Source organism: Bacillus sp. NPDC094064 (assembly GCF_050279585.1).
Classification (GTDB): Bacteria; Bacillota; Bacilli; order Bacillales; family Bacillaceae_G; genus Bacillus_A.
Map to the genome: position 1 here is coordinate 25,801 of NZ_JBNNUI010000007.1, position 25,574 is coordinate 51,374.

Here is a 25,574-nt window from a genome sequence, read left to right on the forward strand (position 1 = left end):
TCCCTCACAAAGAGGGATTTTAATGTGGTAAGAATACCAATTGATAAGCAAACAAAATTCCAAATAAATATATAAGTGGATGAACAGCACGGAATTGTCCTTTTGCCACTTTCATAAGTGGGTATGAAATAAATCCAAGTGCAATCCCTGTTGAGATACTTGATGTAAGTGGCATGCTTAAAATTACTAAGAATGCTGGGAATGCTTCATCGAACGTATCCCAATCGATATATCGAACTGAACCCATCATAAGACTACCAACGATAATTAATGATGGTGCTGTAATAGCTGATACACCAGAAACAGCGCTCACTAAAGGTCCGAAGAATGCTGCTACTGCAAATAGTACAGCTACTGTAACGGTTGTTAAACCAGTACGCCCACCAGCTGCAACACCAGCAGATGATTCAATGTAAGCTGTTGATGGTGTTGTTCCGAACATAGATCCAATTGTTGCTGAGAACGAATCAGCTAGAAGTGCTCGTCCTGATTTAGGAAGTTTTCCATCTTTCATAAATCCGCCTTGTTGTGCAACGCCAAGCAATGTACCTGTTGTATCGAATAATGTAACAAGGAAGAAGGAGAACACAACACCGTATAATCCGTAATTAATTACATCAGATACAGCAGTAATTGGATTTGCAACGATAATTCCTTCTGGTAATCCAGGCATTGATGTAACGCCATTTGAAAATGTTAATTGACCTGTGAAGTAAGCAATCATACCAGTTAATAACATTCCGATAAATAGTGCCCCGTTTATATTTAAAGACATAAGGATAATTGTAATTCCAAGTCCAGCTAATGCTAGTAAAACAGGAGGGGAATGAAGATCACCAAGTCCAACTAAGTTAGATTCATGTTTTGTTACAATTCCTGTTAAGCGTAAACCGATAAAAGCGATAAAAAGACCGATACCAGCAGTAAGTGCATGTTTTAAGTTTTCAGGAATTACTTCCATTAATTTTGTACGGAATGATGTGAATGATAACAAAATTAAAATCATACCAGCTACGAATACAGCAGAGAATGCAATTGCGAAAGTCATGCCTTCATGAGCTTTTACAACAGAGTAAGAGAAGTAAGCATTTAATCCCATACCTGGTGCAATTGCGATTGGTAAGTTTGTAAAGATCGCCATAAATAATGTTCCGACAACAGCAGCGATAATTGTTGCTGTAAATGCTTGTTCAAATGGGACACCTGCATCACCAAGGATGACAGGGTTTACGACAATAATATATGCCATTGTTAAGAAGGTAATAATACCCGCCATAATTTCAGTTTTAATAGAAGTTTTATGTTTTGAAAGGTTAAACATATAAACATCCTTTCTGTTTACGAATAATTTTCACAACAGTTATATATAATATTCGTTTTTTGTGCGTTTTGCAATAGTTTTGCATAAAAAGTTTATGATAACTCATATTTTGTGTCGTAAATTCGAATATTAATCGTAGAACTACGTGTAAATTACGTTTTTTATGTGTAAGTAGTTTTTGTTATTGTGCACATGATAAGGAAAAGGAGCTGATTGAAAGTATGCCGCAGCAAAAAAACTTTGTAACAATGCCTGCGCAACATCAAAATAAACAGCCTGGTATTGAATCATTCATGAATCCACTTCCGCAGTTTGAAGATCCGAATTATAAAGGTAGCGACAAGTTAAAAGGAAAGAATGTATTAATTACAGGGGGAGATAGCGGGATTGGACGAGCTGTGTCTATCGCTTTTGCAAAAGAGGGAGCAAATATTGCGATTGCTTATTTAGATGAGGAAGAAGATGCAAATGAGACGAAACAACGTGTTGAAAAAGAAGGCGTAAAGTGTGTATTGTTGCCAGGTGATTTAAGTAATGAACAACAGTGTAAACATATTGTGGAAGAGACCGTCCGGCAGCTAGGCGGTTTGAATATTTTAGTAAATAATGTCGCGCAGCAATATCCGCAGCAAGGGTTAGAGTATATTACAGCGGAACAGCTAGAAAAAACGTTTCGCATTAATATTTTTTCTTATTTTCATGTTACGAAAGCAGCACTTTCTCACTTCAAACAAGGGGATGTCATTATAAACACAGCCTCTATTGTTGCGTACGAAGGAAATGAAACGTTAATTGATTATTCTGCAACGAAAGGAGCGATTGTAGCTTTTACAAGATCACTCTCTCAGTCGTTAGTGCAAAAAGGGATTCGTGTAAATGGTGTTGCACCAGGGCCGATTTGGACGCCACTTATCCCATCAAGTTTTGATGAGAAGAAAGTATCACAGTTTGGGAGTAATGTTCCGATGCAAAGACCTGGTCAACCATATGAATTAGCGCCTGCGTATGTATATTTAGCGTCTGGGGATTCCACATATGTGACAGGGCAAATGATACATGTAAACGGAGGCGTTATTGTAAATGGATAGTTTTCATCTATAAGAGCAAAGTAAAGCTAATTGCATTTATTATGATATTAGTGCTAGGGAGGATTTAGATGAAAAAAATATGGTGTATCGTAATCCTATTTTTCTGCCTACCAGCTAGCGCTTTTGCTAATACAGATCATTTAATACTAGTGAATCTTACGACAAATCAGCTATCTTTTTTTGAAGATGGAAACTATACGAGGACATTTCCAATAACGACTGGAAGGGATCGCACCCCAACGCCAGAAGGAAACTTTTGTATTATAACTAAATATAAAAATAAAGAATACCATCGTAAAAAGATACCTGGTGGTGCACCGAATAATCCTCTTGGTACAAGGTGGCTTGGATTAGATAAAAAGGAGTATGCAATTCACGGGACAAATAGAGAATGGACGATTGGAAGTAGGGAATCGAATGGTTGTATTCGCATGCATGACAGAGATATACAATGGTTATATGACCGAGTACAATTGCAGACAAAAGTAATCATTTCTCGTTTTCATACGAGTCCCGAATTTGAAGCGAATAAGCTGGGGTATCGCGTTGTGAGCTGGAATGGTCGTAAAGTGGAAGAAGACCAAATTGGAATACTTACGTTAGTAGACCGTGTCAATATATATTGGCAAGAGCCAAATGGGCAATTAACAAAAGTAAAAACAGTATTACCAAACGAAAGGTATGCAGTGTATGCCAAAAGGAAAGATAGAACATATTATATAGGAAACAATTTGTATATTATGGATGAAACGGGAGAAAAAGTTCGTTATGAGCAAATTCCTTCTTCGATTTTAAGTAATATATATAAACGGAAATATAATGTACTGTAAGAGCTACCGTGTATAGGCGGTAGCTTATTTGTAATTTAGTGAAGCAGATTTTGTATGAATTATTAGTTTAAACGAATCGCGATGCTCGTAAATAGCAGGATGAAAAAAGAAACAGCAACTATTGTATTTTGTTGAATATAATACAGTACAGATTGGGGGCGGTTACAGTATGAAAAGTGAATTTGCATTTAAAATTTTCTTAGTAACGACCTGCTTATTTATCGTGTATTTGTATGCGTTTCTCGTCTTTTCTTTTTATGTTCCATATGTGGATTTAATATTGTTCTTCGGATTTATTTGTGCATTTGTTAAAGCGAGGGAAGGAGAGAAGAGTATATATCGGCGCATTACCTTATGTGGGACAGTCGTTCTCGTTATTTTGTACTTTTTTATCATGCATGATTTTTGGAGGGGAATGTAAAAAAGCATACGATTAATCGTATGCTTTTTTGTTTAATATTTTGGCTTAAATGTATGACAACAAGTTTCTACACTTGTTGCTACAGAACTTTCTAGTGTTTCGTTTGTTAAAACAGCACCTGTATACGAATCATTTGTATTCTGACCAGCCTCTTGTGCATCTGGTTGAACAACGATTGAACTTGCTTGACAAAAGTTACCTTGTCCCCAAAATGAGCAATTGGAAACAGAGCATTTCACTTCTGGCATAAAACCCCCTCCTTATATATTAGTGTGGGATTTTATAAGCATTTCATGTATAGAAGGAGTTTCCTTTTCTCTTTATTTCTTTGTTTGTTCAAGCCATTCTTTTAATTTGTCTTTCGGTTGTTCACCACTAATACGGCTTATTTCTTTGCCATCTTTAAAATGAATGATTGTTGGTGTTCCTGTAATTTTATATTCATCCCAAGGAGCATCTAATTTTTCAATATCCATAACTTTCATATCAACGTTCAAGTCTTTAGCCATCGGTACTACGATAGGAGATAGCTTTTGACAATGAACGCAAGATGTTTGATAAAAGTATACTGTTTCCTCTTTTTTCTCTTTTAAATTCTTTTGAAGATCTGAAAGAGAGATTTTATTTGTATAGTAGTCAGGGCCATTTGTTTTACTATCAGTAGTATTATCAATTTTTTGGCTAGTAGCATTTTTTTCTTCCATTTGTGTGACAGCGAAAATTGCTGCAAACAAGGCAATAATAATACCGCCAAATATAAGCATTTTTTTCATTCTTTCATCTCCTTATTTGTTTTTGATTACAATAAAGCTACAAACAGCGATTGTAATAAAGCCGATAAGTGCTAAGAACGGGATTGTCACAAAGCCGAACCAATTTATGTATTCTCCCGTACAAGGTACACGACCGCAAGCTGCCCCAGCAGCTGAAAATGCTGCGATTTTTTGAATTGCATAGTGATATAAAGAAATACAAGCACCAATACTTGCGATTGGTAAAGAATAACTTGCGATGCGATAGTCTTTTTTTACTACAGCGATACCGAGCCATAAAACGAATGGATACATAAAAATACGTTGGTACCAACAAAGGACACAAGGCTCAAATTTCATGATTTCGGAAAAGTATAGACTTCCGAGTGTAGCAATAAAAGAAGCACCCCACGCGGTAAATAAAGCATATTCTTGCTTTTTTTCTCGTCCCATATTTTATACCTCTCTTATAATAGTTACATACTAAATTATAGTATGAAGTAGTACAGAAAAGAAAGAAAAAATATGTTTATCAATAAAAGTTTTATAAGGAGAAACCTTTATTGATATAAACATTTTAAAAAAGCGCCATTCTCTGCAAGAGAATAGCGCTATATTTTACATTTGAATTTGCTCTACTTCTTCTATATGTGACTTTTGGGATGCGTGGTCAATATATTGAAATAGGAGCTGCAATTGTTTATCAACTTCTGGTAGTTCTTTACTGTATTGATAAGCGTGTAAAAAATGCTCAATACGCTTAGAAAATAATTGATCGTTCGTTTGAACCATGAGAACGAGTAATTTATCCCAATTACAGCAATACGTGTAATAGAGAGCTTTGTCATAGTCGTTATATGTTTGCACTGTGTACCCTCCTTACTGAGGAGTTATATATAGTGTGTGACAAGCAAGGGGAAATACACTTGAAAGAATTTGTTAAGAAAAAATGTGAATGAAAAGAAAAAACGAGGCATGTCCTCGTTTTTATTAAGCTTTTGGCATTGGTGTAGGTGTTGGTTTGCCGTAGCCTTCTTTATATTTATTATCGATATAGTTGCGAATTTCTAGCGTTGACTTTCCTTTTTGTTTCATCGAAGCGGATTCTACTGCGATTTCTAAGCAATTGACGCAAGTCGTTGCATGGGAATCCCAAACAACCTCACCGTTCTTTTTAATTTCACGAATAAAGCAGTTTTTATTATTTTTATGTCCTACACTTTCACCGCAGCCACAGTAACATGGAATCCAATCTAATAGTTCTGCATTTTGTCCAGCGACAGTGTAGATTTCTTTCATTTGTGGATCAAGCTTGTCTAGGAAGGCCGGAAGTGTGTCGATTCCTTTTGTTTTTTCTTGAATGTCAGCTTGCTGAGTGTGCGTGGCATGATCATGCTCTTCTTTTGATTCAGAAGATTTTTTGTCATTTGTACTAGTACTCCCGCATCCAGCAAGAATTAGGCTCAGTACCGCAAGTAAAGAAAATACATACTTTTTCATTCGCTTGTCCCCTTTACAAATGTATTAACCAAATTGTATCAAATATCATGGTGCGTTGGGGGAAGATTTTTTCGACTGATTTTTGAAGCGCCATCGTAGTGAATGAAATAGAAATAAAATCGGAATATAAGCGTATACAATATATAAGCCCGCCTGAGAAAGTACTGTATTTAATATATCGATGCTTTCACGGTTTGTGAAAAATAAGGACGAAATAAATATGGCTGCGATAAAAAATGGCAGTGTGATTTTAAAAGGTATGTGAAAAGATCTTTTACTAATGCAACAAGAAGACCAAATTGTTAAACAAAGATTAGGTAAAATAATTAGATACCATAAGAAAATAATGACGTACTCAAACCTTTGGATAAAAGGAACCTTAATGATTTTTAGCATCGTTAATGTTGGCCAAATTGTATGATGTAGTTGTCCTTGGCTATAGTACATAAGGGACACGATTGCTAGTACTACGTATAAAATAGTTGTAAAGGTAATACCGCCATGTGCCCATTTATTTAACGATTTTCCTTTTTTAATAAATGGATAAAAAATAAGGATTGCTTCAAATCCGAGAAATTCTAATGCAGATGCTTTCGTTGCAGTTAAAATTTCTAAAGGTGAATGAGTTAGAATTGGGAAAATGTTACGGACATGTGCGTATTTCATTGGGAAAGCTAAGAAAAATAGGACGAAAATCGGTATTATGACGCCCCAAAAACACATTCCTGTTACAGAGCGAAAACCACCTTTAATTACGTAGTAAGCCACCAGTAAAAATAATAAAGTTAATTTCCACGGTTTAATTGTAGGGAAGACCCAAACTTGAATAACTTCAATATATGTACGAAGAACAGTAAGGCAAAATAATAGAAGGTATACAGCAAAGCATACGGAAAAAAAAGTTCCAAGCCACTTTCCGAAACATGTCGTATGAATATTCATTAAATCATTATCTTTTTCTAACATTTTCAGCATGCAAAATAATACGATATGAGTTACAATGCCGGCAACAATAAGGGAAATCCAAGAATCATAACCGGCATATTGCGCAATAATTCTTTGGTATCCTAATACACCCACTCCGATTTGAAGGGAGTGTAATAGAAGGAATGTGAAATAAGGGGAAACAGTATGTGTTTTATCTTGTTCAGTCATGATAGCACCTCACTATTCTCCGATACCAGATTGTACGACATTAATCTCCACATTAACAGCAATGTCTACGCTAGGATACATGTCTTGAATTTGTTTCATGCTCCATTTTCTTGAGTGACTACGAATTTCTTCACGTATACCTATTGGATCGATTTCTTTTTCTTGGAATTGTTTTATTAATTCGTCCAAATGTTTCTCAAGCGTGGTTTCAACATGTTTTTTTACGTAAGTTACATTTTTATTCTTTGTTAAATCAAGCCAGTCGGGAGCGTTTTTTATGAGTCCATTTAATTTCAGGTGAATACGAACTTTCGGAATGTCACCAGTGTCGGAAAGAGAACAAACACTCTTTCCGGATAAGTTTTGAGTGGCGATTAAGCCTTTATGTTTACCTTGACGTATCGGGACTTCGTAACGTCCATTTTTAGTTGGATTAATGAGTAGTTTGAATAAAAAAGATCCTTTTTTATCTGTGTACATAGCTACTTTATCTTTTTTTAAAAAAGCGAGTCCTATAATGGAAGCAGATTTATCTTCATCCGCTTTAATATAAGGAAGAAATGGATCGCTTCCGGATGAATAAAAGTTATATAAAAAAACATTTAAAGGCGTCCGAGGAATTGTCTCGGTTTCTATATTTTGCTCCAGTAAATCAGACAGATATAGCGATCCATTTGTTTTAATATGCTTGAGTAATTCTTCTGTTGAACCGTCTACAAGCGCTAGCTGTACATCCCGCCCTATGTTAGGATCACGTTGTAAGTTGTTAATAACATCCCCAATTCCACGTTCGCCAAATGATTTTCCAAATAGGACAACACGCATTTGACCTATAGCGATTGTATGTGGCGATTTTGCATTTAGAAGTGAAGAGATTGTTTCGAGGGTACCAGCAGTAGTGGATTGTGTTTCTGGTTTTGATTGTACGCCTCTTGTGTAATCAGGGTAGAGAATTGTCCCACGAAATTTTTTATCCTTCATTATATCGAATCCACTGACATGAATAATTCGCTGTGTGTCTACTATATTCGGTTGTGTACAGCCAGATTGAAAAATTAAAATGACAATGAAAAAGCATAATAAAATATTTTTCATTTCTCCTCACCATCACGTTTTTCTTTCGCTTTGTTTGGATCATAGCGCCATTTCTTTTTTGGTCTTAGAAAAGAGGCACGTCCCGCAGTTTGACTAAACGGCAAGCGAAAGAGACCTTCTGCTGTCCCTAACCCGCGGAATGGGTATAAAGGTAATAAATAAGGTGATCCAAGTGATTTTAAGCGAATTAAATGAGCTAATATAAATACGAATCCGACGATAAGACCTACGCCGCCAAATGCTCCAGCTAAAATGATGAGTGGAAATCGTAATATCCGGATAGTGGAAGACATTTTTACTGTTGGTGTTGTAAAAGACGCAAGCGCAGACAACGCCACCGCAATTAATAAAATAGTGCTCGTTAAAGCAGCCTCAACAGATGCTTGCCCAATTACAATCCCGCCAACAATACCAATCGTTTGGCCGACTTTAGTCGGTAAACGTGCTCCAGCCTCGCGTAGTAATTCAATTGTAATTTCTAAAAAGAGTGCTTCTAACATAGGTGGGAATGGTACGTTAGCTCTAGAATAAATAATAGGACCAAGTAAATCAGCTGGAATCATTTGATAGTGATACGTTAATACAGCTGTATAAATAGCTGAAGAGAATAGAGAGAATGCAGCTCCGAAAAAACGAACCATTCTAAGAAATGAGCCTGCTATCCATGGTAAATAATAATCTTCTGGCGAGACGAAGAAATCAAGCAACGTTGCTGGTCCAGCTAATGCGTATGGTGAACCGTCTGTTAAAATGACAACTCCTCCGTTCAGTAACGCATAAACGGAGCGATCTAAACGCTCTGTAGGTAGTAAAACAGGGAAGGGGGAGTTGCTATTATCGCTAATAAACTGTTCAATCATAGTTGCATCAAAAGGAAAATCAAAGTCAATATCTCGCAGACGTTGCACTGTAGTATTCACATGTTGTTCATTTGTAATATCCGCCATATAAGCGACTACGATTTTTGTTTTTGATATAGAACCAACAGAAAGTTCTTTGAAAATTAATTGTTCTGTTACGATATTTCGCCGAAGTAAATGCATATTGGTATCGATATTTTCAACGAATCCGATTTTTGGACCAATGACACTATATTCATTCTCCGTATCGTTATATAATCTTGTTCCTAAAACGGAACTTTCAGCGCGTAGGAGGGCATACGCTTCTTGCTCTGAACCTTTTTTTAGTTGTAATAAAACGTATCCACCTAATAATTTTTCACGAATATCATTAACGGAAGGAGAAACGATAACTTCTTCAATAGATACAATATTTGCAATGTCTTCAATGGTATGAATCCCTTCCAATCCAACTTTTATAGGAGATAAAATGAATCGCTTAATAATGAGTGATTCTACTGTAGATTCATAATAAAACAAACATAATGACCCATCCTCTATGACATTATAAGAAGAGAAGTCACTTGATTCTTTCATGGTGTGGATAAATTCTGGAACAGAGCATACGGATTGTTTCTTCTTTTTAGATGATAAACGAAACATTTTCTCACCCCTGACGTACATCATTTACTTGTGTTAGTTTTTGGGAAAGACGGGAATTTATACTTCAAAGTTGAAAGTTCATAAAGAAAAGGAAGAGCAGTGAATATCTCTTCCTTTTTGGTCTGTTAATTTGTTTTCTTTTCTTTAATAGACTTTACTAATTTAATCATTTCCGCTCTTATATCTTCTCTTTTTACGTTTAATTTTTCTGCAATTTGTTTAATGTCCATTCCATCTTTTTTCATTTTTAGTACATCATCAAGAGGAGTATTACTTTTTTGAGAAATGATCGTTAATACGGTAAGCTGACGCAGGCCGATATTGTATTCTTTCATTTTTTGTTTTAGTCCGTCTGGTGTAGATTTTTGCATAGTTGCTAATTGTTGTAGCAGTGCTTGCTTTGTTTCTTTATTCATATGATGCTTTTTCAGCTTACTTGGATCTACACCGAAATGTTCTGCTGTTTTCTCCCAAGATTTATTTTGCTTATAGTAAGCTAAAACGTCTTTTATTTCTTTTTTACTAATTCTCGCAATATGAGCAGCTTTCCAAATGTCATGTTTGTTATAGCCGAGTTTTTCGAGCGACTGCATTTCTTCTTCTGAAATTGGTTTATGATGGTGCATGGTTACTTCTTTTTGTGTAGCAGCGGAAGCCGGGAAGACAGTTACCCCGCATAATAATGCTACCATAGTCATACTTACTGCAATCTTTTTGTACATGTAAACTCCTCCTAGATGGATAATGTGGAAAACTGTACACATATCATTTCCATAAAATGTGAAATACTTGTGAACAAAGTAAGTTTTTTTATTCACAGCATGAAATGATTTTTTTTAGGAGTTTTCTAACATAAAACATTGATTAATAGTAAAAAACTAGGTTATAATCGAAATTGAAAATCAATATCAATAACGAAGGTATACATATAGATAAAAATAAGGGAGAGAAAAATATGACTACATATACTTCCATCGCAAATGTGATTAAAGAAAGACGTTCTGTTCGTACATTCACAGATAAAGCAGTAGATAAAGAGTTATTAATTGAACTATTAAACGACGCAACTTGGGCACCAAATCATAAACACCGTGAGCCATGGAATTGTAAATTATACATTGGAGAAGGCCGCAAAAAATTAGTAGACGCAGTATTAAACTCTTTTACAGAAGAAGAAAGAGCGAAACGCGGTAAAATTTTATCAGATCGTTTCTTAAGCACGCCTGCGCAAATCGTTGTTTACATAAATGAAGATCCACGTCAAATTCAACGTGATGAAGATTACGCTGCAACATGTGCATTTATGCAAAACTTCCAACTACTTGCTTGGGAACGCGGCTTAGGCTGTGTTTGGAAATCAGGCGGATTAAACTACAATCCATTATTTATAGAAGGAATCGGTTTAACAAGAGGAGGCCAACGCATCGTTGGAATTCTTCACCTTGGCTATTTCGATAAAGCACCAGAAGGAAAAGCGCGAGCGCCGATTACGGAGAAGATGGAGATTATTGAAGGTTAATAGATGAGACATTCTCGTTTTTATGAGGATGTCTTTTTATTATGCAATCAATCCTCATGAAAGCTTGTTTCCAATCATACACTTTCTTAAGGGAAAGTGTAAGGAGGGAAAATAATGAGAGCAAGTGACGATAAAGCACTGCAATATGCGATTGCGGAAATTACGGAAATTGCGACTGGATTTGGGCTTGATTTTTATCCGATGCGTTATGAAATATGTCCAGCTGAAATCATTTATACATTTGGTGCATATGGGATGCCGACGAGGTTTTCACATTGGAGTTTTGGAAAACAATTTTTCAGAATGAAATTACAATACGATTTAGGACTTAGTAAAATATACGAACTCGTTATTAACTCTGATCCATGTTATGCCTTTTTATTAGATACGAATTCTTTAATTCAAAACAAATTAATTGTAGCGCACGTTTTAGCACACTGTGACTTCTTTAAAAATAATATTCGTTTTTCAAATACGAAGCGAGATATGGTAGAGAGTATGGCGGCAACAGCAGACCGTGTGAAAGCATATGAGCATAAGTACGGAAAGGCGGAGGTAGAAACATTTTTAGATGCAGTGCTCGCTATTCAAGAGCATATTGACCCATCGCTTATGCGACCAAAACTCGCATGGAGCATCGATGATTTAGAAGAGGAAGAAGTAGAAAAGAAAAAAGCGTCTCAATACGATGATTTATGGAATTTAGATGATCGAAATAAAAAGAGGGAACGATCCAATATACGCAAAAAGAAGAAGATTCCGCCACAGCCAGAGAAAGATTTACTCCTCTTTATTGAAGAATATAGCCGTGAGCTAGAAGAATGGCAGCGCGACATTTTAACGATGATGCGTGAGGAAATGTTATATTTTTGGCCGCAGCTTGAAACGAAAATCATGAACGAAGGCTGGGCATCATACTGGCATCAACGCATACTTCGTGAAATGGACTTAACATCTGATGAAGCAATTGAATTTGCGAAATTAAATGCGGGCGTAGTGCAGCCATCAAAAACAAGCATTAACCCATACTATCTCGGTATTAAAATGTTTGAAGATATTGAAGAACGCTACAACAATCCGACAGAAGAGATGAAACGACGCGGTGTAAAACCAGGTTCTGGTCGTGACAAAATCTTTGAAGTACGTGAGATTGAATGGGACGTATCGTTCTTAAGAAACTACTTAAATAAAGAACTCGTCATGCGAGAAGATATGTACTTATTCCAGCGCCAAGGAAAAGAGTATAAAGTAATAGATAAAGAGTGGGAAAATGTGCGTGATCAGCTTGTAAATATGCGAACAAATGGAGGTTTTCCGTACTTAGTAGTAGAAGATGGAGACTACTTAAAGAATGGCGAATTGTACATTAAACATAGCTATGAAGGAATCGAGCTAGATTTAAAATACTTAGAAAAAGTGTTGCCATACATTCATCAGTTATGGGGAAGAACAGTGCATATGGAGTCGATTGTGGAAAGTAAGGGTGTTGTGTTTTCTTATGATGGGAAGATGGTGCATCGGAAGTATGTGTGAAGGAAAGAACGGACATAGAATGCTATGTCCGTTCTTTTTATTAAATATGCTATTCTTAAAGTAAGGGAGTTACATAGAGAAATGGAGCGATTCAAATGAGCAAAGTAGGGGTATGTAAGGTTGATATTACGCCGCCGTTAGGTATTGATTTTATCGGATATCATCGAGAGACAGGAATAAATAATATTGAAGAACGTATTTACGGGACGGTTTTTGTATTTGAAAAAGATGAAATGAAAACTGTGTTTATAAGTATTGATAATATTGGAATGTTAGTAGAAGATACGAATATGATTCGTGAGCGAGTAGCGAGTGAGCTTCATGTGCCATTTGAGCGGATAACGGTTGTGTATACGCATACGCATTCCGGTCCAGAAACGGTCGGTGCTGATCCGCTAGTGCAGTCGTATAAAACGATTTTAGTAAATAATGTAGTGCACGGTGCTATTATTGCCAATAATAACTTAAGGTCATGTGAAGTTGGCTGGGGCATTACGGCAGGTGATATTGGAGTAAACCGAAGAGAGAGAACGTCCGATGGAACAGCGAAGATGGGAATAAATATAGAGGGTGTTGTAGATAAACGAATTGGTATGTTAGCAATAAGAGATGCTGAAACGAAAGAGCTATGTGGGGTTGTAGTATTTTGCACGGCTCATCCGAATGTTTTAAAAGGTGATAGTGATGTATTGTCAGCGGACTATCCCGGGATGACGAGAGAGATTCTTGAGAAGATAATAAACTGCCCAGTTATTATCGTGCAAGGTGCTGCTGGAAATGTGAATGCGAAATATCGCGGTTCAAGGGAAGCATTAAAACAAATGGCTTACATACTTAGTGGACATGTATTAACGATGTTGCCAACAGTTACATATAGCTCAATCGTAAAGTTAAGAACAATTTCGAGTACGATGCAAATGCAGTTGAAGGATATTCCTGAAGTTGATGAGGTAAGAAGCATGGCTCAATTAGCTAAGAAGCAGTGGGGTGTGAATACGGATGAATGGCTTACTATCGTTTTAGAGAAATATAAGCAAGGTATTCGGAAGTTACGTATCGATTTAGAAGTTCAACTGTTTCAAGTTAATGATGGTATGTTCTCTGGTATACCGATGGAACCTTTTTCAGAGACTGCGTTAGAAATGAAAGAGCGTCTTCAAAATGATCTAGTTTTCTTTGGTGGCTATACGAATGGATATATCGGTTATTTACCGACAAAGGAAGAATTTGCATATGCTGGATATGAAGTAGAGTTGAATCCTATTGTGTATGGAACGGTTACGAATTTATTGATGCCACCGGAGGAAAATACAGCAGATGTAATCGTAAAGAAAGTTATAGAATTATACACAAAAGAACTTGGAGATGTCTAAGTTCTTTTTTATTTGTTTCAAATTTGTGAAAGAAAGACATATATATTGAAAATGCTTTTTGTATGTTTTATTATATACCCATACGGGTATTAGTTTTCGTTTTTGATACATTGAGAAAATAAATAACACGGAGGTTTGAAATATGTCTAGAAAAATAGTTGTAGTAGGCGGAGTTGCCGGCGGCGCATCAGTAGCTGCAAGGCTTCGTCGTTTAAGTGAAGAAGATGAAATTATTATGGTTGAGCGCGGTGAATATATTTCATTTGCAAATTGTGGATTACCATACTATATTGGCGGTGTCATTACAGAAAGACAAAAATTATTAGTACAAACTGTTGAAAGAATGTCAAAGCGCTTTAATTTAGATATACGTGTATTGAGTGAAGTAGTAAAGATTAATAAAGAAGAGAAAACAATTACTATAAAGAATGTAACGACGAATGAAACATATAACGAGGAATATGATATATTAATTCTTTCACCAGGGGCGAAACCAATTGTTCCACCTATTCCAGGTATTGAAGAAGCGAAGGCGTTGTTTACGTTACGGAATGTACCTGATACAGATCGTATTAAAGCGTATATTGATGAGAAGAAACCACGTCATGTGACGGTTATTGGCGGCGGATTTATTGGAGTGGAAATGGTTGAAAACTTAAGAGAACGTGGAATTGATGTTACTCTTGTAGAGATGGCAAAGCAAGTGATGCCACCAATCGATTATGAAATGGCAGCATATGTGCATGAGCATATGAAAAATCACAATGTTGAGCTTGTTTTTGAAGATGGTGTAGATGAATTAGAAGAGAGCGGGACTGTTGTACGTTTAAAAAGTGGTTCAATTATAGAGACAGATATGATTATTTTAGCAATTGGTGTACAACCAGAGAGTAGTTTAGCAAAGGATGCAGGATTAGCTCTAGGAGTTAGAGGAACGATAAAAGTAAATGAAAAATTTCAAACATCGGATCCACATATATATGCAATTGGTGATGCGATTGAAGTGAAAGATTTTGTTACAGAAACAGAAACGATGATTCCTTTAGCGTGGCCAGCTAATCGTCAAGGTCGCATGTTAGCGGATATTATTCATGGTCATACTGATTCTTTATATAAAGGAACGATGGGAACTTCTGTAGCTAAAGTTTTTGATTTAACAGTTGCTTCAACCGGAGTAAATGAGAAAATATTAAAACGATTAAATATACCCTATGAGGTAGTACATGTACAGGCAAATTCGCATGCTGGATACTATCCGAATGCTACCCCAGTGCTAATAAAATTAATTTTTAATAAAGAAAGCGGAAAAATTTACGGGGCACAGGCGTTAGGACGTGACGGTGTTGATAAGCGTATCGATGTTATTGCAACGGCAATAAAAGCAAATTTAACTGTAATTGATTTACCGGATTTAGAATTATCATACGCACCGCCGTATTCTTCTGCAAAAGATCCAGTAAACATGGTGGGGTATGCCGCAAGTAATATAGTAGATAGTTTTGTGGAAACGGTACAATGGCATGAAATAGATCATATTGTTGAAAATGGTGGATATCTTATCGATGTTCGAGAGCCTAATGAACTAAAACAGGGAATGATTAAAGGTTCTATTAATATTCCGTTAGATGAATTACGTGATCGTTTGGATGAAATGCCAGTGGATAAAGAAATATATATTACTTGTCAACTCGGTATGAGAGGATATGTTGCAGCACGCATGTTAATGGAAAAAGGATATAAGGTAAAGAATGTAGATGGTGGTTTTAAATTGTATGGTACAGTATTACCAGACCGTATTGTATATTGATATTTTTTCATCTTCCACTTCAAAATTTGGTGGAAGATGAAAGCCTATAGATTAAGGTTTCACTTTATGTTTTGCGAATATATAAGGTGAAAATTAAAAATAGGGGTTTACAAAATACCCTGTAGGGTATAATATGTTGTCATAAGTTATAAATGGTGACATAATAGTAATGAGGTGATTATACAATGGAATACAATCAAGATATGAAAAATAGATTGAAACGTATTGAAGGTCAAGTTCGTGGCGTGCTTCGTATGATGGAAGAAGGAAAAGATTGCCGAGAGGTTATTACACAGTTAACGGCATCTCGCTCTGCTTTAGATCGTACAATTGGACTTGTTGTTGGAACGAATTTAGAGCAATGTTTACGTGAACAGTTTGAAAGTGGTAATGGTTCAAATGAAGAGTTAATTAAAGAAGCTGTTCAATTACTTGTCAAAAGCCGATAATCTGTCAAACATAAGTGTTGACAGATTTTCAAAAACATTTTAATATACCCCTACAGGTATATGTATATGAATTAAGGAGGAATCGACTATGATTATAAAAGTGGATATGAGTTTAGATTGTAAAGGTTTGGCTTGTCCGATGCCGATTGTGAAAACGAAGAAGGCGATGGAAGGATTGGCGTCAGGAAAAGTGATTGAAATTGAGGCGACAGATAAAGGGTCTACAGTAGACATACAAAGCTGGGCGAATAAAGTAGGACACCAATATATTGGGACGAAACAGGAGGGTGATATTTTGATGCATTACGTTAGAAAAGCACACGAGCATGAAGTGAATGAAGTTGTGAAATATCCTTATACAATTTCGAATGCGGAATTACAGGATATAGTATCTCGCGGAGAAGAATGTATCATACTCGATGTTCGCGAAGCGGCGGAGTTTGCTTTTGGTCATATTCCATCTGCCATTTCGGTGCCATTAGGTGAGTTAGACGGTGCTTTTTTAGATCAGGAGAAGCAAATATATGTTGTTTGTCGAACTGGTAACCGTAGTGATGTAGCTTGCCACATGTTGAAAGAGAAAGGTTATTCAAATGTGAAAAATGTCATTCCAGGTATGTTAGAGTGGCAAGGGAATATAGAGAAGTAAATTTTTTTGAATGAAAATATACCTAAGGGGGTAATTGCATGAGCGTTAAATCGTTACAAGCAAAAGATGTGGCTGAGAAAGTTTTATTCGGAGAGTTGTTTATTTTAGATGTTCGTAATGAGACGGATTATGAAGAGTGGAAAATTGAAGGGAAACAAATCTCTTCTATAAATCAACCGTATTTTGATTTATTAGATGGTGTAGATCATATTGTAAGTGAATTGCCGAGGGAGAAAGAAATTTTAGTCGTATGTGCGAAGGAAGGTTCTTCGCAGTTTGTTGCAGAGCAATTGTTGGATGCCGGTTTCAACCATGTTTCCTATTTAGCTGGCGGTATGAAAGCTTGGAGTGAATATGTAAAGCCGTTAAAAGTAGGAGATGTACAGGGCGGAGGAAGTATATATCAATTTAACCGCCTTGGAAAAGGCTGTTTATCTTATATGGTCGTTTCAAACGGTGAAGCGGCAGTTATTGATGCGGTAAGAACGGTTGAAGCATACGCGGAGTTTGCGAAAGAGCATGGCGTTACGATTACGAATGTAATGGATACACATTTACATGCAGATCATATTTCTGGCGGACGTAAATTAGCTGAAAAAGTAGGTGGTACGTATTGGTTACCTCCAAAAGATGCGAAGGAAGTTGTTTTCTCGTATGAACCGCTTGTAGAAGGATCTGTTATTACGGTGGGGGGTACTAAAATTGAAATTGACGCATTATACTCACCGGGGCATACGATTGGAAGTACATCATTTATTGTAGATGATTCCTATTTATTATCAGGCGATATTTTATTTGTAGATTCAATTGGGCGTCCAGATCTTGCTGGTAAGGCTGAAGATTGGGTGAGTGATTTACGAAATACGTTATATAAGCGCTATAAGGAACTGTCTCCAGAGTTAATAGTTTTACCAGCTCATTATTCAAAAATAAGTGAGATGGATGAAAGAGGTATTGTAAGTGCGAATTTACAAGATCTATTTAAGGAGAATGTAGGATTAAATATTGTCGATGAGGCAGAGTTTCGTAAAATCGTGACAGAGAACTTACCGCCTCAGCCAAATGCATATGAAGAAATTCGCCAAACGAATATGGGGAAAATTCATCCGAGTGCAGATGAAGAGCGTGAAATGGAGATTGGTCCAAATCGTTGCGCAGTTCATGATTGATTAATAATAAACAATAAACTGGAGGAATAGAAGATGAATGTAAAACAAGTATTAGATGCGAAAGATTTAGCATGTCCAATGCCAATTGTGAGAACGAAGAGAGCGATGGATGCGTTACAAACTGGAGAAGTATTAGAAGTACATGTAACGGACAAAGGATCAGTTAAGGATATTCCAGCGTGGGCAAATAAAGGTGGTCATGACATCGTGAAGCATACAGAAGAAGCCGATGTGCTGAAATTTTGGATTAAGAAGGCGTAGTAGGCTTATAAATGTAGAGAGGTTGGTTATATGAATACAATATTAAGTACGCTTTTCATTGTACTTGCTGCAGGGTTTGTTATTTCACGGTTTTTACCGGTAAAAGGTGTTCAAAATATAAGTGGAAAAGAATTAAAGAGTATAGCGGGAAAAAAGGGGGAACAATTTATCGATGTTCGTACAGTAGGTGAATATAGAGGAAATCATATGAAAGGATTTCAGAATATCCCGCTAAATGAGTTAGCTAGTAAAGCAAATCAATTAGATAAAAATAAGGAAGTCATCATTATTTGTCAGAGCGGGATGAGAAGTAAACAAGCAGCAAAAGTATTAAAGAAATTAGGGTTTCAGCACGTTATCAATGTTTCAGGCGGTATGAACGCTTTGTAAGGAAGGAATATCAAAATGAAAGAAATAACAGCGAAAGAAGTAGAGGAAAGATTGTTACGAAATGAAGAGTTACATGTAATTGATGTTCGTGAAGTAGAAGAAGTGGCGGAAGGGAAAATTCCCGGCGTGCTTCCTATTAGGTTAGGTTTACTAGAGTTTCGAATGCATGAGTTGGATAAAAATAAAGAATATATTATCGTTTGTCGATCAGGAGGAAGAAGTGCAAGGGCCGTTCAGTTTTTAGAGAGCTACGGTTTTCAAGCAATCAATATGGCAGGTGGTATGTTAGCGTGGGAAGGTAAAGTCGTATAGTACAGAGATAAATGATTTGAGCTTTTTTACGAGTAATAAAATACCCCTATAGGTAATTCGGAGGAGGAACAACATGGAACATCAGAAGAGAACAACAATCGTTTTATTTAGCGGAGATTATGATAAAGCGATGGCTGCTTATATTATTGCAAATGGTGCAGCGGCGTATGATCAAGAGGTGACTATTTTTCATACTTTTTGGGGGTTAAATGCGTTAAGGAAAGATGAGCATGTGGAAGTAAAGAAAACTTTCATAGAGAAGGTATTTGGAAAGATGATGCCACGTGGTGCGGATAAAATGGGGTTATCTAAAATGAATTTTGCCGGTATGGGACCAAAGATGATAAAAGGTATTATGAAAAAACATAATGCGATGCCTTTACCAGATTTAATTGATTTGGCGAAAGAGCAAGGTGTGAAACTTGTGGCTTGTCAAATGACGGTAGATTTATTAGGGTTAAAAGAGGAAGAGATTATGGAAGGGGTAGAGTTTGCTGGAGTAGGAGCATATTTAGCAGATGCTTCGGATGGGAATGTAAACTTATTCGTTTAAATCACCTTCTTTTAAGAAGGCGGGGGATATAAGGTGAGTTTAGTCGTATTACTTTTTATAATTGGGTTTATAGGATCGTTTATATCAGGAATGGTTGGAATTGGCGGTGCGATTATTAATTATCCGATGATCTTATACATTCCGGTACTACTAGGATTTGATGGTTATACGTCACATGAAGTGAGCGGTATTACAGCAGTACAAGTATTCTTTGCAACTTTTGCAGGCGCATGGGCATATCGAAAGAATAAAGATATGGATAAAACGTTAGTTGTGTACATGGGCGCTAGTATATTAATAGGAAGCTTCATAGGGAGTTTCGGTGCTAATGTATTAGAGGAACATACAGTCAATGTTGTGTATACACTGTTAGCTACGATTGCAGCTGTGATGATGTTTATACCGAAAAAAAATAACAGCGGAGTAGTGAAATATAATAAATGGTTAGCAAGCTTGCTAGCGTTTATTGTAGGCGGAGCATCAGGCATTATAGGAGCTGGAGGTTCTTTCTTATTAGTTCCAATTATGCTAGTCATTTTAAAGTTACCGATACGGATGACGATTGCAACATCAATTGCAGTCACATTTATTTCTTCAATAGGAATTACGACAGGGAAAGTGCTGACTGGGCAAGTAGTGGTGATTCCAGCTCTTATTATTGCGATCGCTAGCATCTTTGCTGCGCCGCTTGGAGCAAGAGTTGGGAAGAGGATGAATCAAAAAGTACTGCAATATATGTTATCGGTTTTAATTGTAGGTACTGCTGTTAAGATGTGGATGGATATGATATCGAAATAAAAGGATGGTGCTGCTTGCAGCCCATCCTTTTGTTTATGCCCAAATAACTTTCATTAAGTTTTTATATTCGTCATTCGCTAATTTATATAGCATTCTCGTATGTTCAAAGACAAGTGCTGGATTAAAGTTTGGTTCTGAGAATGCAAGAGATGTTGAAATATCAATTGCATTTTGCTTATTTAGCGTGAATTTTGCAAATCGATAAGATGTGTTTAATTCATTGATGACATGTAAAATGTCATTTGTTGATGTTTCATCAGGTACATGAGCAACATTGAAGCAGTATATATCCACAGTAGGATTTTCGTTTTCAAAAGCAGCGATAAGTTGAATTTTTGCGCCAGCTTCTGTCTCTAATCCTACTGAAAAGTGTACAGAACCATCATTTTCATCTATATTTTCTTCCATGTATATATCGTTTGATTTTAAGTAGTCTTTAAAATCTGAAATGTTATGTTTTACTGCAGCTTTCATATGTATGAGCCCCCTGGTAATTGGAATAGATTACTATCATTTATTATAATTTAAAAATATTAAAAAAGATAGTTAGAAAGTTCTGATTTTTAGTTTTAAATGAATAAAAAGAAGCAGTGCTCTACCTCCATAGAGCACTGCTTCTATATTATTCATTGTCATTAGACGATGTTTCTGTATCTTCACTACTATTATTATTTTCTACGTCATTATTACTTGATTCGCGTTCACTCGTATTTTCGGACTTAGATTCTTTTGTCTTCTCTGAATTTGTTTTTTTCGAATCAGAGTCAGTTTTTGTATATGCAGGTAGTCCAAGGTGAGCACGAAGTTCGTTTGTAACTTTTGCTAATTCTTTTTTATCTGGGTTGTAGTAATATGTTCGGCCACCACCAGCAGATTGGCTACATGTATCATCACCTTTTGCCATGTAACAGTCTTCACCTTGAATTTGTAATTTCTCAATTTCTGAATCCGATCCGTACTTATAGAATGAAAGCATATCATCGAATGTTAAGTTTGTAACGAATTGTCCGTTAATATCATCAATGATGTTTCCAACTTTTGTTACAGATCCAACGTCTGTTACTTTCTTTAAAATCGCTTCAATAACGAGTTGTTGACGTTGTCCACGCATCGCATCACTATCAATGTGTCGTGTTCTGGCAAGAGCAAGAGCCTCTTCGCCATTTAATTTTTGGACACCTTTTTGCAGATGAATTGCCTCGGCATTATCATTGCTATCTTGCTCAGTAAATTCAACTGGTACATCAACTTCAATACCGCCTAAGTCATCGACGATTTTTATAAATGATTTAAAGTTGAATTTTACAAAGTAATCGACAGGAACATTCATTAATTTTTCAACTGCATCAATGGTTGCTTGTGGTCCACCGTTTTTGCCATTTTTAGCAGAACCGTATGCATGAGCGTGTGTTATTTTATCTTTCTTCTTTTCAACTGGAATATAAGTATATGTGTCTCGTGGAATACTTAATAGCTTCACAGTTTTGCTATCTTTATTAAACGTTGCAAGTAATAGTGCATCCGTTCTTATAGCTTCACCATAATCTTTTCCTCGGACATCGCTTTCATCAACACCCATTATTAAGACAGAGACATTGTTCGTAATAGGTTTTACAGCTTTGTCACGTAAATCAGATTTATCACCGCGCGCTAAATCGTGTGCGGCATTTCGAACAGCAGAAGATGCTTTATTTACTAAAAACCAAGTATAACCGCCACCTACTAGTAAAAAGAATAGAATAACGCTTATAATAATTTTTGTTTTTTTCTTACTTTTTTTCGGTTTATTGCGTGTATTTTCTTGCAAAGATGGGTTTTGCTCCATTTCTTGTACTCCTTCATTTGGATTGAAATACGACACTCATATCCACTTATTATAATGAAATTTGACGAAAAAAAACATTACAAATCATTTACATTTCGTAAAAATTCAATATATTTATAAAAAGTCAGATTTTTCATATTTTGTTTTTGAGATGTAGAATAAGTATAAGTTGTTTTAGTAGAAATGAAAATATGTATTGTGAGAAAGTGAGAGAGAAGTAAGATTTGTTGAAATATAGCCAAGAAGAAACGAGTAGCCGTACGTATATTTTCTATATAATAAAGAAGAATTTTACGGATAAAGGAGAAAGAGCATAATGAATCATACATCATTCCGAGCAATTGTTGTGAACGAAACGGAAAATCATCAGTTTGAAAGAGAAGTTGTTGAGAGAGAAGTAAGTAGTTTACCTGAGGGAGATGTGCTAATACGGGTTCATTATTCGTCATTAAATTATAAAGACGCCCTTTCAGCTACTGGAAATAAAGGTGTTACGAGAACATATCCTCATACGCCAGGAATCGATGCCGCAGGAGAAGTTGTGAGTAGTGAAGATGAAACCATTAAGGTAGGAGATCAAGTCATTGTAACGGGATATGATTTAGGTATGAATACTTCTGGTGGTTTCGGAGAATATATTCGCGTGCCAGCATCTTGGATCATCCCTTTACCAGAGGGAATGTCATTAAAGGAAAGTATGATGTACGGGACAGCAGGTTTTACAGCTGCTTTATCGGTATATAAGCTTATTGGAGCAGGCATAATGCCTAGTATGGGAGATGTTTTAGTAACAGGTGCTACAGGCGGCGTAGGTAGTGTAGCGGTTAGTATTTTAAGTAAGTTAGGATATAACGTAGTAGGAGCAACAGGAAAAATGGATGAAGAAGAGATGCTACTGCGTCTAGGGGCAAAAAAGGTGATTCACCGCGCGGAATTGAGTGATGAATCAGGAAGACCGATGCTTAAAGGGATATACGCTGGAGTTATCGATACTGTAGGCGGAAGTATGTTAGAAACAGCTTTGAAATTGGTGCGGAATGAAGGTTGTGTCACGACGTGTGGTAACGTAGCGGGGCATGAGTTACATACAACGGTATATCCATTCATATTACGAGGGATTAGCCTTTTAGGAATAGATTCAGTTCAATGTCCGGTAGACATGAGAAGAGAAGTGTGGGCATTGTTAGCTGATGAGTGGAAAAATACAGAGCTATTATCTTATACAGAAGAATGTACATTAGAAGAATTAGATGAGAAGTTTACATTTATATTGCAAGGAAAGTTAAAAGGAAGAACAGTTGTAAAAATGAAATGAAAAAAGAGACGCGTAATATAGCGTCTCTTTTCTTCATTATAATGATTGTTTTAAATTGATTTTTCCTTGTTCTCCTAAAACACCATCAGCGATATTTACAGCGTGATCGCCGATACGCTCTAAGTTACTTACCATATCAACGAAGATAATACTTGCATCACCTGAACAGCTGCGTTCGTTTAGACGTAATACGTGACGTTTACGAAGAACACGTTCCATTTGGTCGATTTTACGTTCTTTTGCAATAACTGTTTGTGCTAGTTCAGTATCGAAGTTTGTTAAAGCTTCAACTGCGTCTTGTAATGTTGAAATTGTTAATGCAAGCATTTCATTTAGTTCAGCTAATGCTTCACCTGATAGTGAAACACGGTTTGAAATTTGGAAGTCTACAAGTTCTACAAGGTTTTCTACATGATCACCGACACGTTCAATATCTCCAACAACACCTGCTAAAACGGAATGTTTCTCAGAGTCTGTAGGTGAAAGTGGTTTTTCTGATAGTAAAACTAAATACTCGGTAATTTTTTTATCTAAATTGTTAATAGCTCCTTCTAGTTGAGTAGCCATGTCAGCGTGTTTTTTATCTTGTGTATTTAAAAATTGGTTTGCTTCTTTTAATCCGTGTAATGAAAATTCAGCCATACGAATAATTTCTTTTTGAGCTTCTGTTAAAGCGATGGCTGGAGATTGTTCAATAAAGATTGGATTTAAATGTTGCGGTTTGAAATCAATAGATGCATCTTCACCGCGAATAATTTTTGTTACAATCCATGCTAATGCTGCAATGAATGGGAACTGAATAATTGTATTCGTTACGTTAAATGTTCCGTGTGCAAATGCAATGGTCATTTCTGGATTTAAATTTAATGACGTTTGGAAATATTGAATTAAATTTGTAAATGGTACTAATAAAATCGTAAAAATAATTGTACCGACGATGTTAAAGATAACGTGAACTAATGCCGCACGTCTTGCTGCAATTGAAGTACCGATTGCTGCTAATACAGCTGTAATTGTTGTACCGATATTATCACCGAACAATACAGGAAGAGCAGCTTGTAAGTCGATTGCACCTTGACCGAATAATTCTTGTAAAATACCGATTGTTGCACTTGAGCTTTGTACAATTAAAGTGAAGACTGTACCGACAATAATGCCTAAAATTGGATTATCACTCATGCTAACCATTAATTCTTGGAATGACTCTAAAGAGCGAAGAGGTTTCATACCTGTGCTCATTAGTTCTAAACCGAAGAATAACATACCAAAACCAAAGATAACTTGACCTACAGAATGTACTTTTTTATTTTTAAAGAAGAATAGTAAGATTGCTCCAACTGCCATAATTGGGAGAGCGTATTCTCCGATTTTAATTCCGATAATAAATGCAGTAACTGTCGTTCCGATGTTCGCACCCATAATAACACCAATTGCTTGTCTTAATGTCATAAATCCGGCACTTACAAGTCCGACTGTTAAAGCGGTTGTTCCTGAACTTGATTGGATTAGGACTGTAACTAACATACCTGCTAGTACACCCATAAGTGGGTTTGTTGTAAAGCGATCTAGAATATCGCGAAGACGATCTCCAGCTGCTTGTTGCAGTCCATCGCCCATGTATTTAATCCCGAATAAGAAAATACCTAATCCACCAATGAACTGGAAGATCATATCTTGAACATTATATTCCACGCATTCCACTCCTTAAATTTCATGTACGATGTAATTATTAACTAAACCTTGAGGCACTGTAAACGGTTTGCTAGTAAAATTTACACTAAATTTACAAAGTGATGAAAAGTTTACAAATCTTTAAAGAAATACCTGTATTTAATTGGTTTTTCGGCTAATATATCCAATCGTTTTGTAAAGAAGTCACATTTATCAAACTATTTACAGATAGTAAAAATAGGAGAGGTAAACTATCCAAATTGGATGCGCTAAGTAAAATTTCACC

The 25,574-nt window shown here is 36.2% G+C and carries 29 protein-coding genes; 16 read left to right on the forward strand and 13 right to left on the reverse strand.

From position 1 onward, the window contains the following. Positions 1–19 precede the first annotated feature (19 nt). Positions 20–1,321: an NCS2 family permease gene (locus tag ACQKNI_RS16685; protein ID WP_088232374.1), complete on the reverse strand. Its 1,302-nt coding sequence runs from the start codon at positions 1,319–1,321 to the stop codon at positions 20–22. Positions 1,322–1,542: 221 nt separating this feature from the next. On the opposite strand from ACQKNI_RS16685, the gene ACQKNI_RS16690 reads away from it, so the two are divergent. The 3 genes from ACQKNI_RS16690 to ACQKNI_RS16700 all read left to right on the forward strand — a co-directional run bounded on the left by ACQKNI_RS16690 (position 1,543) and on the right by ACQKNI_RS16700 (position 3,660). Then, the gene (locus ACQKNI_RS16690) at positions 1,543–2,409 is read left to right on the forward strand and encodes an SDR family oxidoreductase (RefSeq protein ID WP_088232375.1); all 867 of its coding nucleotides are present in this window, start codon (positions 1,543–1,545) and stop codon (positions 2,407–2,409) included. 68 nt (positions 2,410–2,477) lie between these two features. Beyond that, complete coding sequence (locus tag ACQKNI_RS16695; protein WP_098357061.1) at positions 2,478–3,239, forward strand: L,D-transpeptidase; 762 nt, start codon at positions 2,478–2,480, stop codon at positions 3,237–3,239. A gap of 169 nt (positions 3,240–3,408) precedes the next feature. Beyond that, positions 3,409–3,660, forward strand: a complete 252-nt coding sequence (locus ACQKNI_RS16700) for a hypothetical protein (protein ID WP_088232377.1) — start codon at positions 3,409–3,411, stop codon at positions 3,658–3,660. 32 nt (positions 3,661–3,692) lie between these two features. Here ACQKNI_RS16700 and ACQKNI_RS16705 read toward each other — a convergent pair whose 3' ends face one another. The 9 genes from ACQKNI_RS16705 to ACQKNI_RS16745 form a co-directional block, all read right to left on the reverse strand. Continuing rightward, positions 3,693–3,908 (reverse strand): DUF1540 domain-containing protein, encoded by a 216-nt coding sequence (locus ACQKNI_RS16705; protein ID WP_088232378.1) that lies wholly within the window; start codon positions 3,906–3,908, stop codon positions 3,693–3,695. A 72-nt stretch (positions 3,909–3,980) separates the two neighbouring features. Next, a complete protein-coding gene (locus ACQKNI_RS16710; protein ID WP_088232379.1) occupies positions 3,981–4,433 on the reverse strand; it encodes a thioredoxin family protein in 453 nt (150 codons plus the stop codon). Between the two features lie 12 nt (positions 4,434–4,445). Then, on the reverse strand, positions 4,446–4,865 hold the full coding sequence (locus ACQKNI_RS16715) for a disulfide oxidoreductase (protein ID WP_000532256.1): 420 nt from the start codon (positions 4,863–4,865) through the stop codon (positions 4,446–4,448). Between the two features lie 165 nt (positions 4,866–5,030). Continuing rightward, positions 5,031–5,279, reverse strand: coding sequence for a YhdB family protein (locus ACQKNI_RS16720; RefSeq protein ID WP_001195458.1), 249 nt, complete (start codon positions 5,277–5,279; stop codon positions 5,031–5,033). Positions 5,280–5,402: 123 nt separating this feature from the next. Next, on the reverse strand, positions 5,403–5,912 hold the full coding sequence (locus ACQKNI_RS16725) for a PCYCGC domain-containing protein (protein WP_071711548.1): 510 nt from the start codon (positions 5,910–5,912) through the stop codon (positions 5,403–5,405). 45 nt (positions 5,913–5,957) lie between these two features. Further along, on the reverse strand, positions 5,958–7,067 hold the full coding sequence (locus ACQKNI_RS16730; protein WP_088232380.1) for a GerAB/ArcD/ProY family transporter: 1,110 nt from the start codon (positions 7,065–7,067) through the stop codon (positions 5,958–5,960). Between the two features lie 12 nt (positions 7,068–7,079). Beyond that, a complete protein-coding gene (locus tag ACQKNI_RS16735; RefSeq protein ID WP_088232381.1) occupies positions 7,080–8,162 on the reverse strand; it encodes a Ger(x)C family spore germination protein in 1,083 nt (360 codons plus the stop codon). Beyond that, entirely contained in the window at positions 8,159–9,664 is a 1,506-nt protein-coding gene (locus ACQKNI_RS16740) for a spore germination protein (protein ID WP_098357063.1), read from the reverse strand. The genes ACQKNI_RS16735 and ACQKNI_RS16740 overlap by 4 nt, the downstream gene beginning before the upstream one ends. A gap of 125 nt (positions 9,665–9,789) precedes the next feature. Next, complete coding sequence (locus ACQKNI_RS16745) at positions 9,790–10,386, reverse strand: hypothetical protein (protein ID WP_141552205.1); 597 nt, start codon at positions 10,384–10,386, stop codon at positions 9,790–9,792. 233 nt (positions 10,387–10,619) lie between these two features. Here ACQKNI_RS16745 and ACQKNI_RS16750 point away from each other — a divergent pair, with 233 nt between their 5' ends. From ACQKNI_RS16750 to ACQKNI_RS16805, 12 genes are all read left to right on the forward strand, one after another. Beyond that, on the forward strand, positions 10,620–11,183 hold the full coding sequence (locus tag ACQKNI_RS16750) for a nitroreductase family protein (RefSeq protein WP_098357065.1): 564 nt from the start codon (positions 10,620–10,622) through the stop codon (positions 11,181–11,183). A gap of 114 nt (positions 11,184–11,297) precedes the next feature. After that, on the forward strand, positions 11,298–12,716 hold the full coding sequence (gene spoVR / locus ACQKNI_RS16755; protein ID WP_098357066.1) for a stage V sporulation protein SpoVR: 1,419 nt from the start codon (positions 11,298–11,300) through the stop codon (positions 12,714–12,716). 95 nt (positions 12,717–12,811) lie between these two features. Further along, positions 12,812–14,089: a neutral/alkaline non-lysosomal ceramidase N-terminal domain-containing protein gene (locus tag ACQKNI_RS16760; protein WP_427282505.1), complete on the forward strand. Its 1,278-nt coding sequence runs from the start codon at positions 12,812–12,814 to the stop codon at positions 14,087–14,089. Between the two features lie 142 nt (positions 14,090–14,231). After that, positions 14,232–15,896, forward strand: coding sequence for a CoA-disulfide reductase (gene cdr / locus ACQKNI_RS16765; RefSeq protein WP_427282506.1), 1,665 nt, complete (start codon positions 14,232–14,234; stop codon positions 15,894–15,896). 185 nt (positions 15,897–16,081) lie between these two features. Beyond that, on the forward strand, positions 16,082–16,345 hold the full coding sequence (locus tag ACQKNI_RS16770) for a metal-sensitive transcriptional regulator (protein ID WP_000456206.1): 264 nt from the start codon (positions 16,082–16,084) through the stop codon (positions 16,343–16,345). Positions 16,346–16,433: 88 nt separating this feature from the next. Then, a complete protein-coding gene (locus ACQKNI_RS16775) occupies positions 16,434–16,994 on the forward strand; it encodes a sulfurtransferase TusA family protein (RefSeq protein WP_088232388.1) in 561 nt (186 codons plus the stop codon). A 38-nt stretch (positions 16,995–17,032) separates the two neighbouring features. After that, complete coding sequence (locus ACQKNI_RS16780; RefSeq protein ID WP_427282507.1) at positions 17,033–18,163, forward strand: MBL fold metallo-hydrolase; 1,131 nt, start codon at positions 17,033–17,035, stop codon at positions 18,161–18,163. A gap of 33 nt (positions 18,164–18,196) precedes the next feature. After that, positions 18,197–18,424: a sulfurtransferase TusA family protein gene (locus tag ACQKNI_RS16785; protein ID WP_088232390.1), complete on the forward strand. Its 228-nt coding sequence runs from the start codon at positions 18,197–18,199 to the stop codon at positions 18,422–18,424. 30 nt (positions 18,425–18,454) lie between these two features. After that, complete coding sequence (locus ACQKNI_RS16790; protein WP_427282508.1) at positions 18,455–18,814, forward strand: rhodanese-like domain-containing protein; 360 nt, start codon at positions 18,455–18,457, stop codon at positions 18,812–18,814. A 15-nt stretch (positions 18,815–18,829) separates the two neighbouring features. After that, the gene (locus ACQKNI_RS16795; protein WP_088232392.1) at positions 18,830–19,126 is read left to right on the forward strand and encodes a rhodanese-like domain-containing protein; all 297 of its coding nucleotides are present in this window, start codon (positions 18,830–18,832) and stop codon (positions 19,124–19,126) included. A gap of 73 nt (positions 19,127–19,199) precedes the next feature. Then, positions 19,200–19,679 (forward strand): DsrE/DsrF/DrsH-like family protein, encoded by a 480-nt coding sequence (locus ACQKNI_RS16800; protein ID WP_098858845.1) that lies wholly within the window; start codon positions 19,200–19,202, stop codon positions 19,677–19,679. A gap of 33 nt (positions 19,680–19,712) precedes the next feature. Next, a complete protein-coding gene (locus ACQKNI_RS16805) occupies positions 19,713–20,477 on the forward strand; it encodes a sulfite exporter TauE/SafE family protein (protein ID WP_098858846.1) in 765 nt (254 codons plus the stop codon). A gap of 33 nt (positions 20,478–20,510) precedes the next feature. On the opposite strand, the gene ACQKNI_RS16810 is transcribed toward ACQKNI_RS16805, so the two are convergent. Together ACQKNI_RS16810 and ACQKNI_RS16815 are read right to left on the reverse strand one after the other, a co-directional pair. Then, the gene (locus ACQKNI_RS16810; protein WP_000642358.1) at positions 20,511–20,951 is read right to left on the reverse strand and encodes a hypothetical protein; all 441 of its coding nucleotides are present in this window, start codon (positions 20,949–20,951) and stop codon (positions 20,511–20,513) included. A 148-nt stretch (positions 20,952–21,099) separates the two neighbouring features. Next, positions 21,100–22,302: an LCP family protein gene (locus ACQKNI_RS16815; RefSeq protein WP_141552126.1), complete on the reverse strand. Its 1,203-nt coding sequence runs from the start codon at positions 22,300–22,302 to the stop codon at positions 21,100–21,102. Between the two features lie 316 nt (positions 22,303–22,618). On the opposite strand from ACQKNI_RS16815, the gene ACQKNI_RS16820 reads away from it, so the two are divergent. Further along, on the forward strand, positions 22,619–23,617 hold the full coding sequence (locus tag ACQKNI_RS16820) for a YhdH/YhfP family quinone oxidoreductase (protein WP_088232396.1): 999 nt from the start codon (positions 22,619–22,621) through the stop codon (positions 23,615–23,617). Between the two features lie 36 nt (positions 23,618–23,653). Here ACQKNI_RS16820 and ACQKNI_RS16825 read toward each other — a convergent pair whose 3' ends face one another. Continuing rightward, the gene (locus tag ACQKNI_RS16825; RefSeq protein ID WP_088232397.1) at positions 23,654–25,309 is read right to left on the reverse strand and encodes a Na/Pi cotransporter family protein; all 1,656 of its coding nucleotides are present in this window, start codon (positions 25,307–25,309) and stop codon (positions 23,654–23,656) included. Between the last annotated feature and the right edge of the window lie 265 nt (positions 25,310–25,574).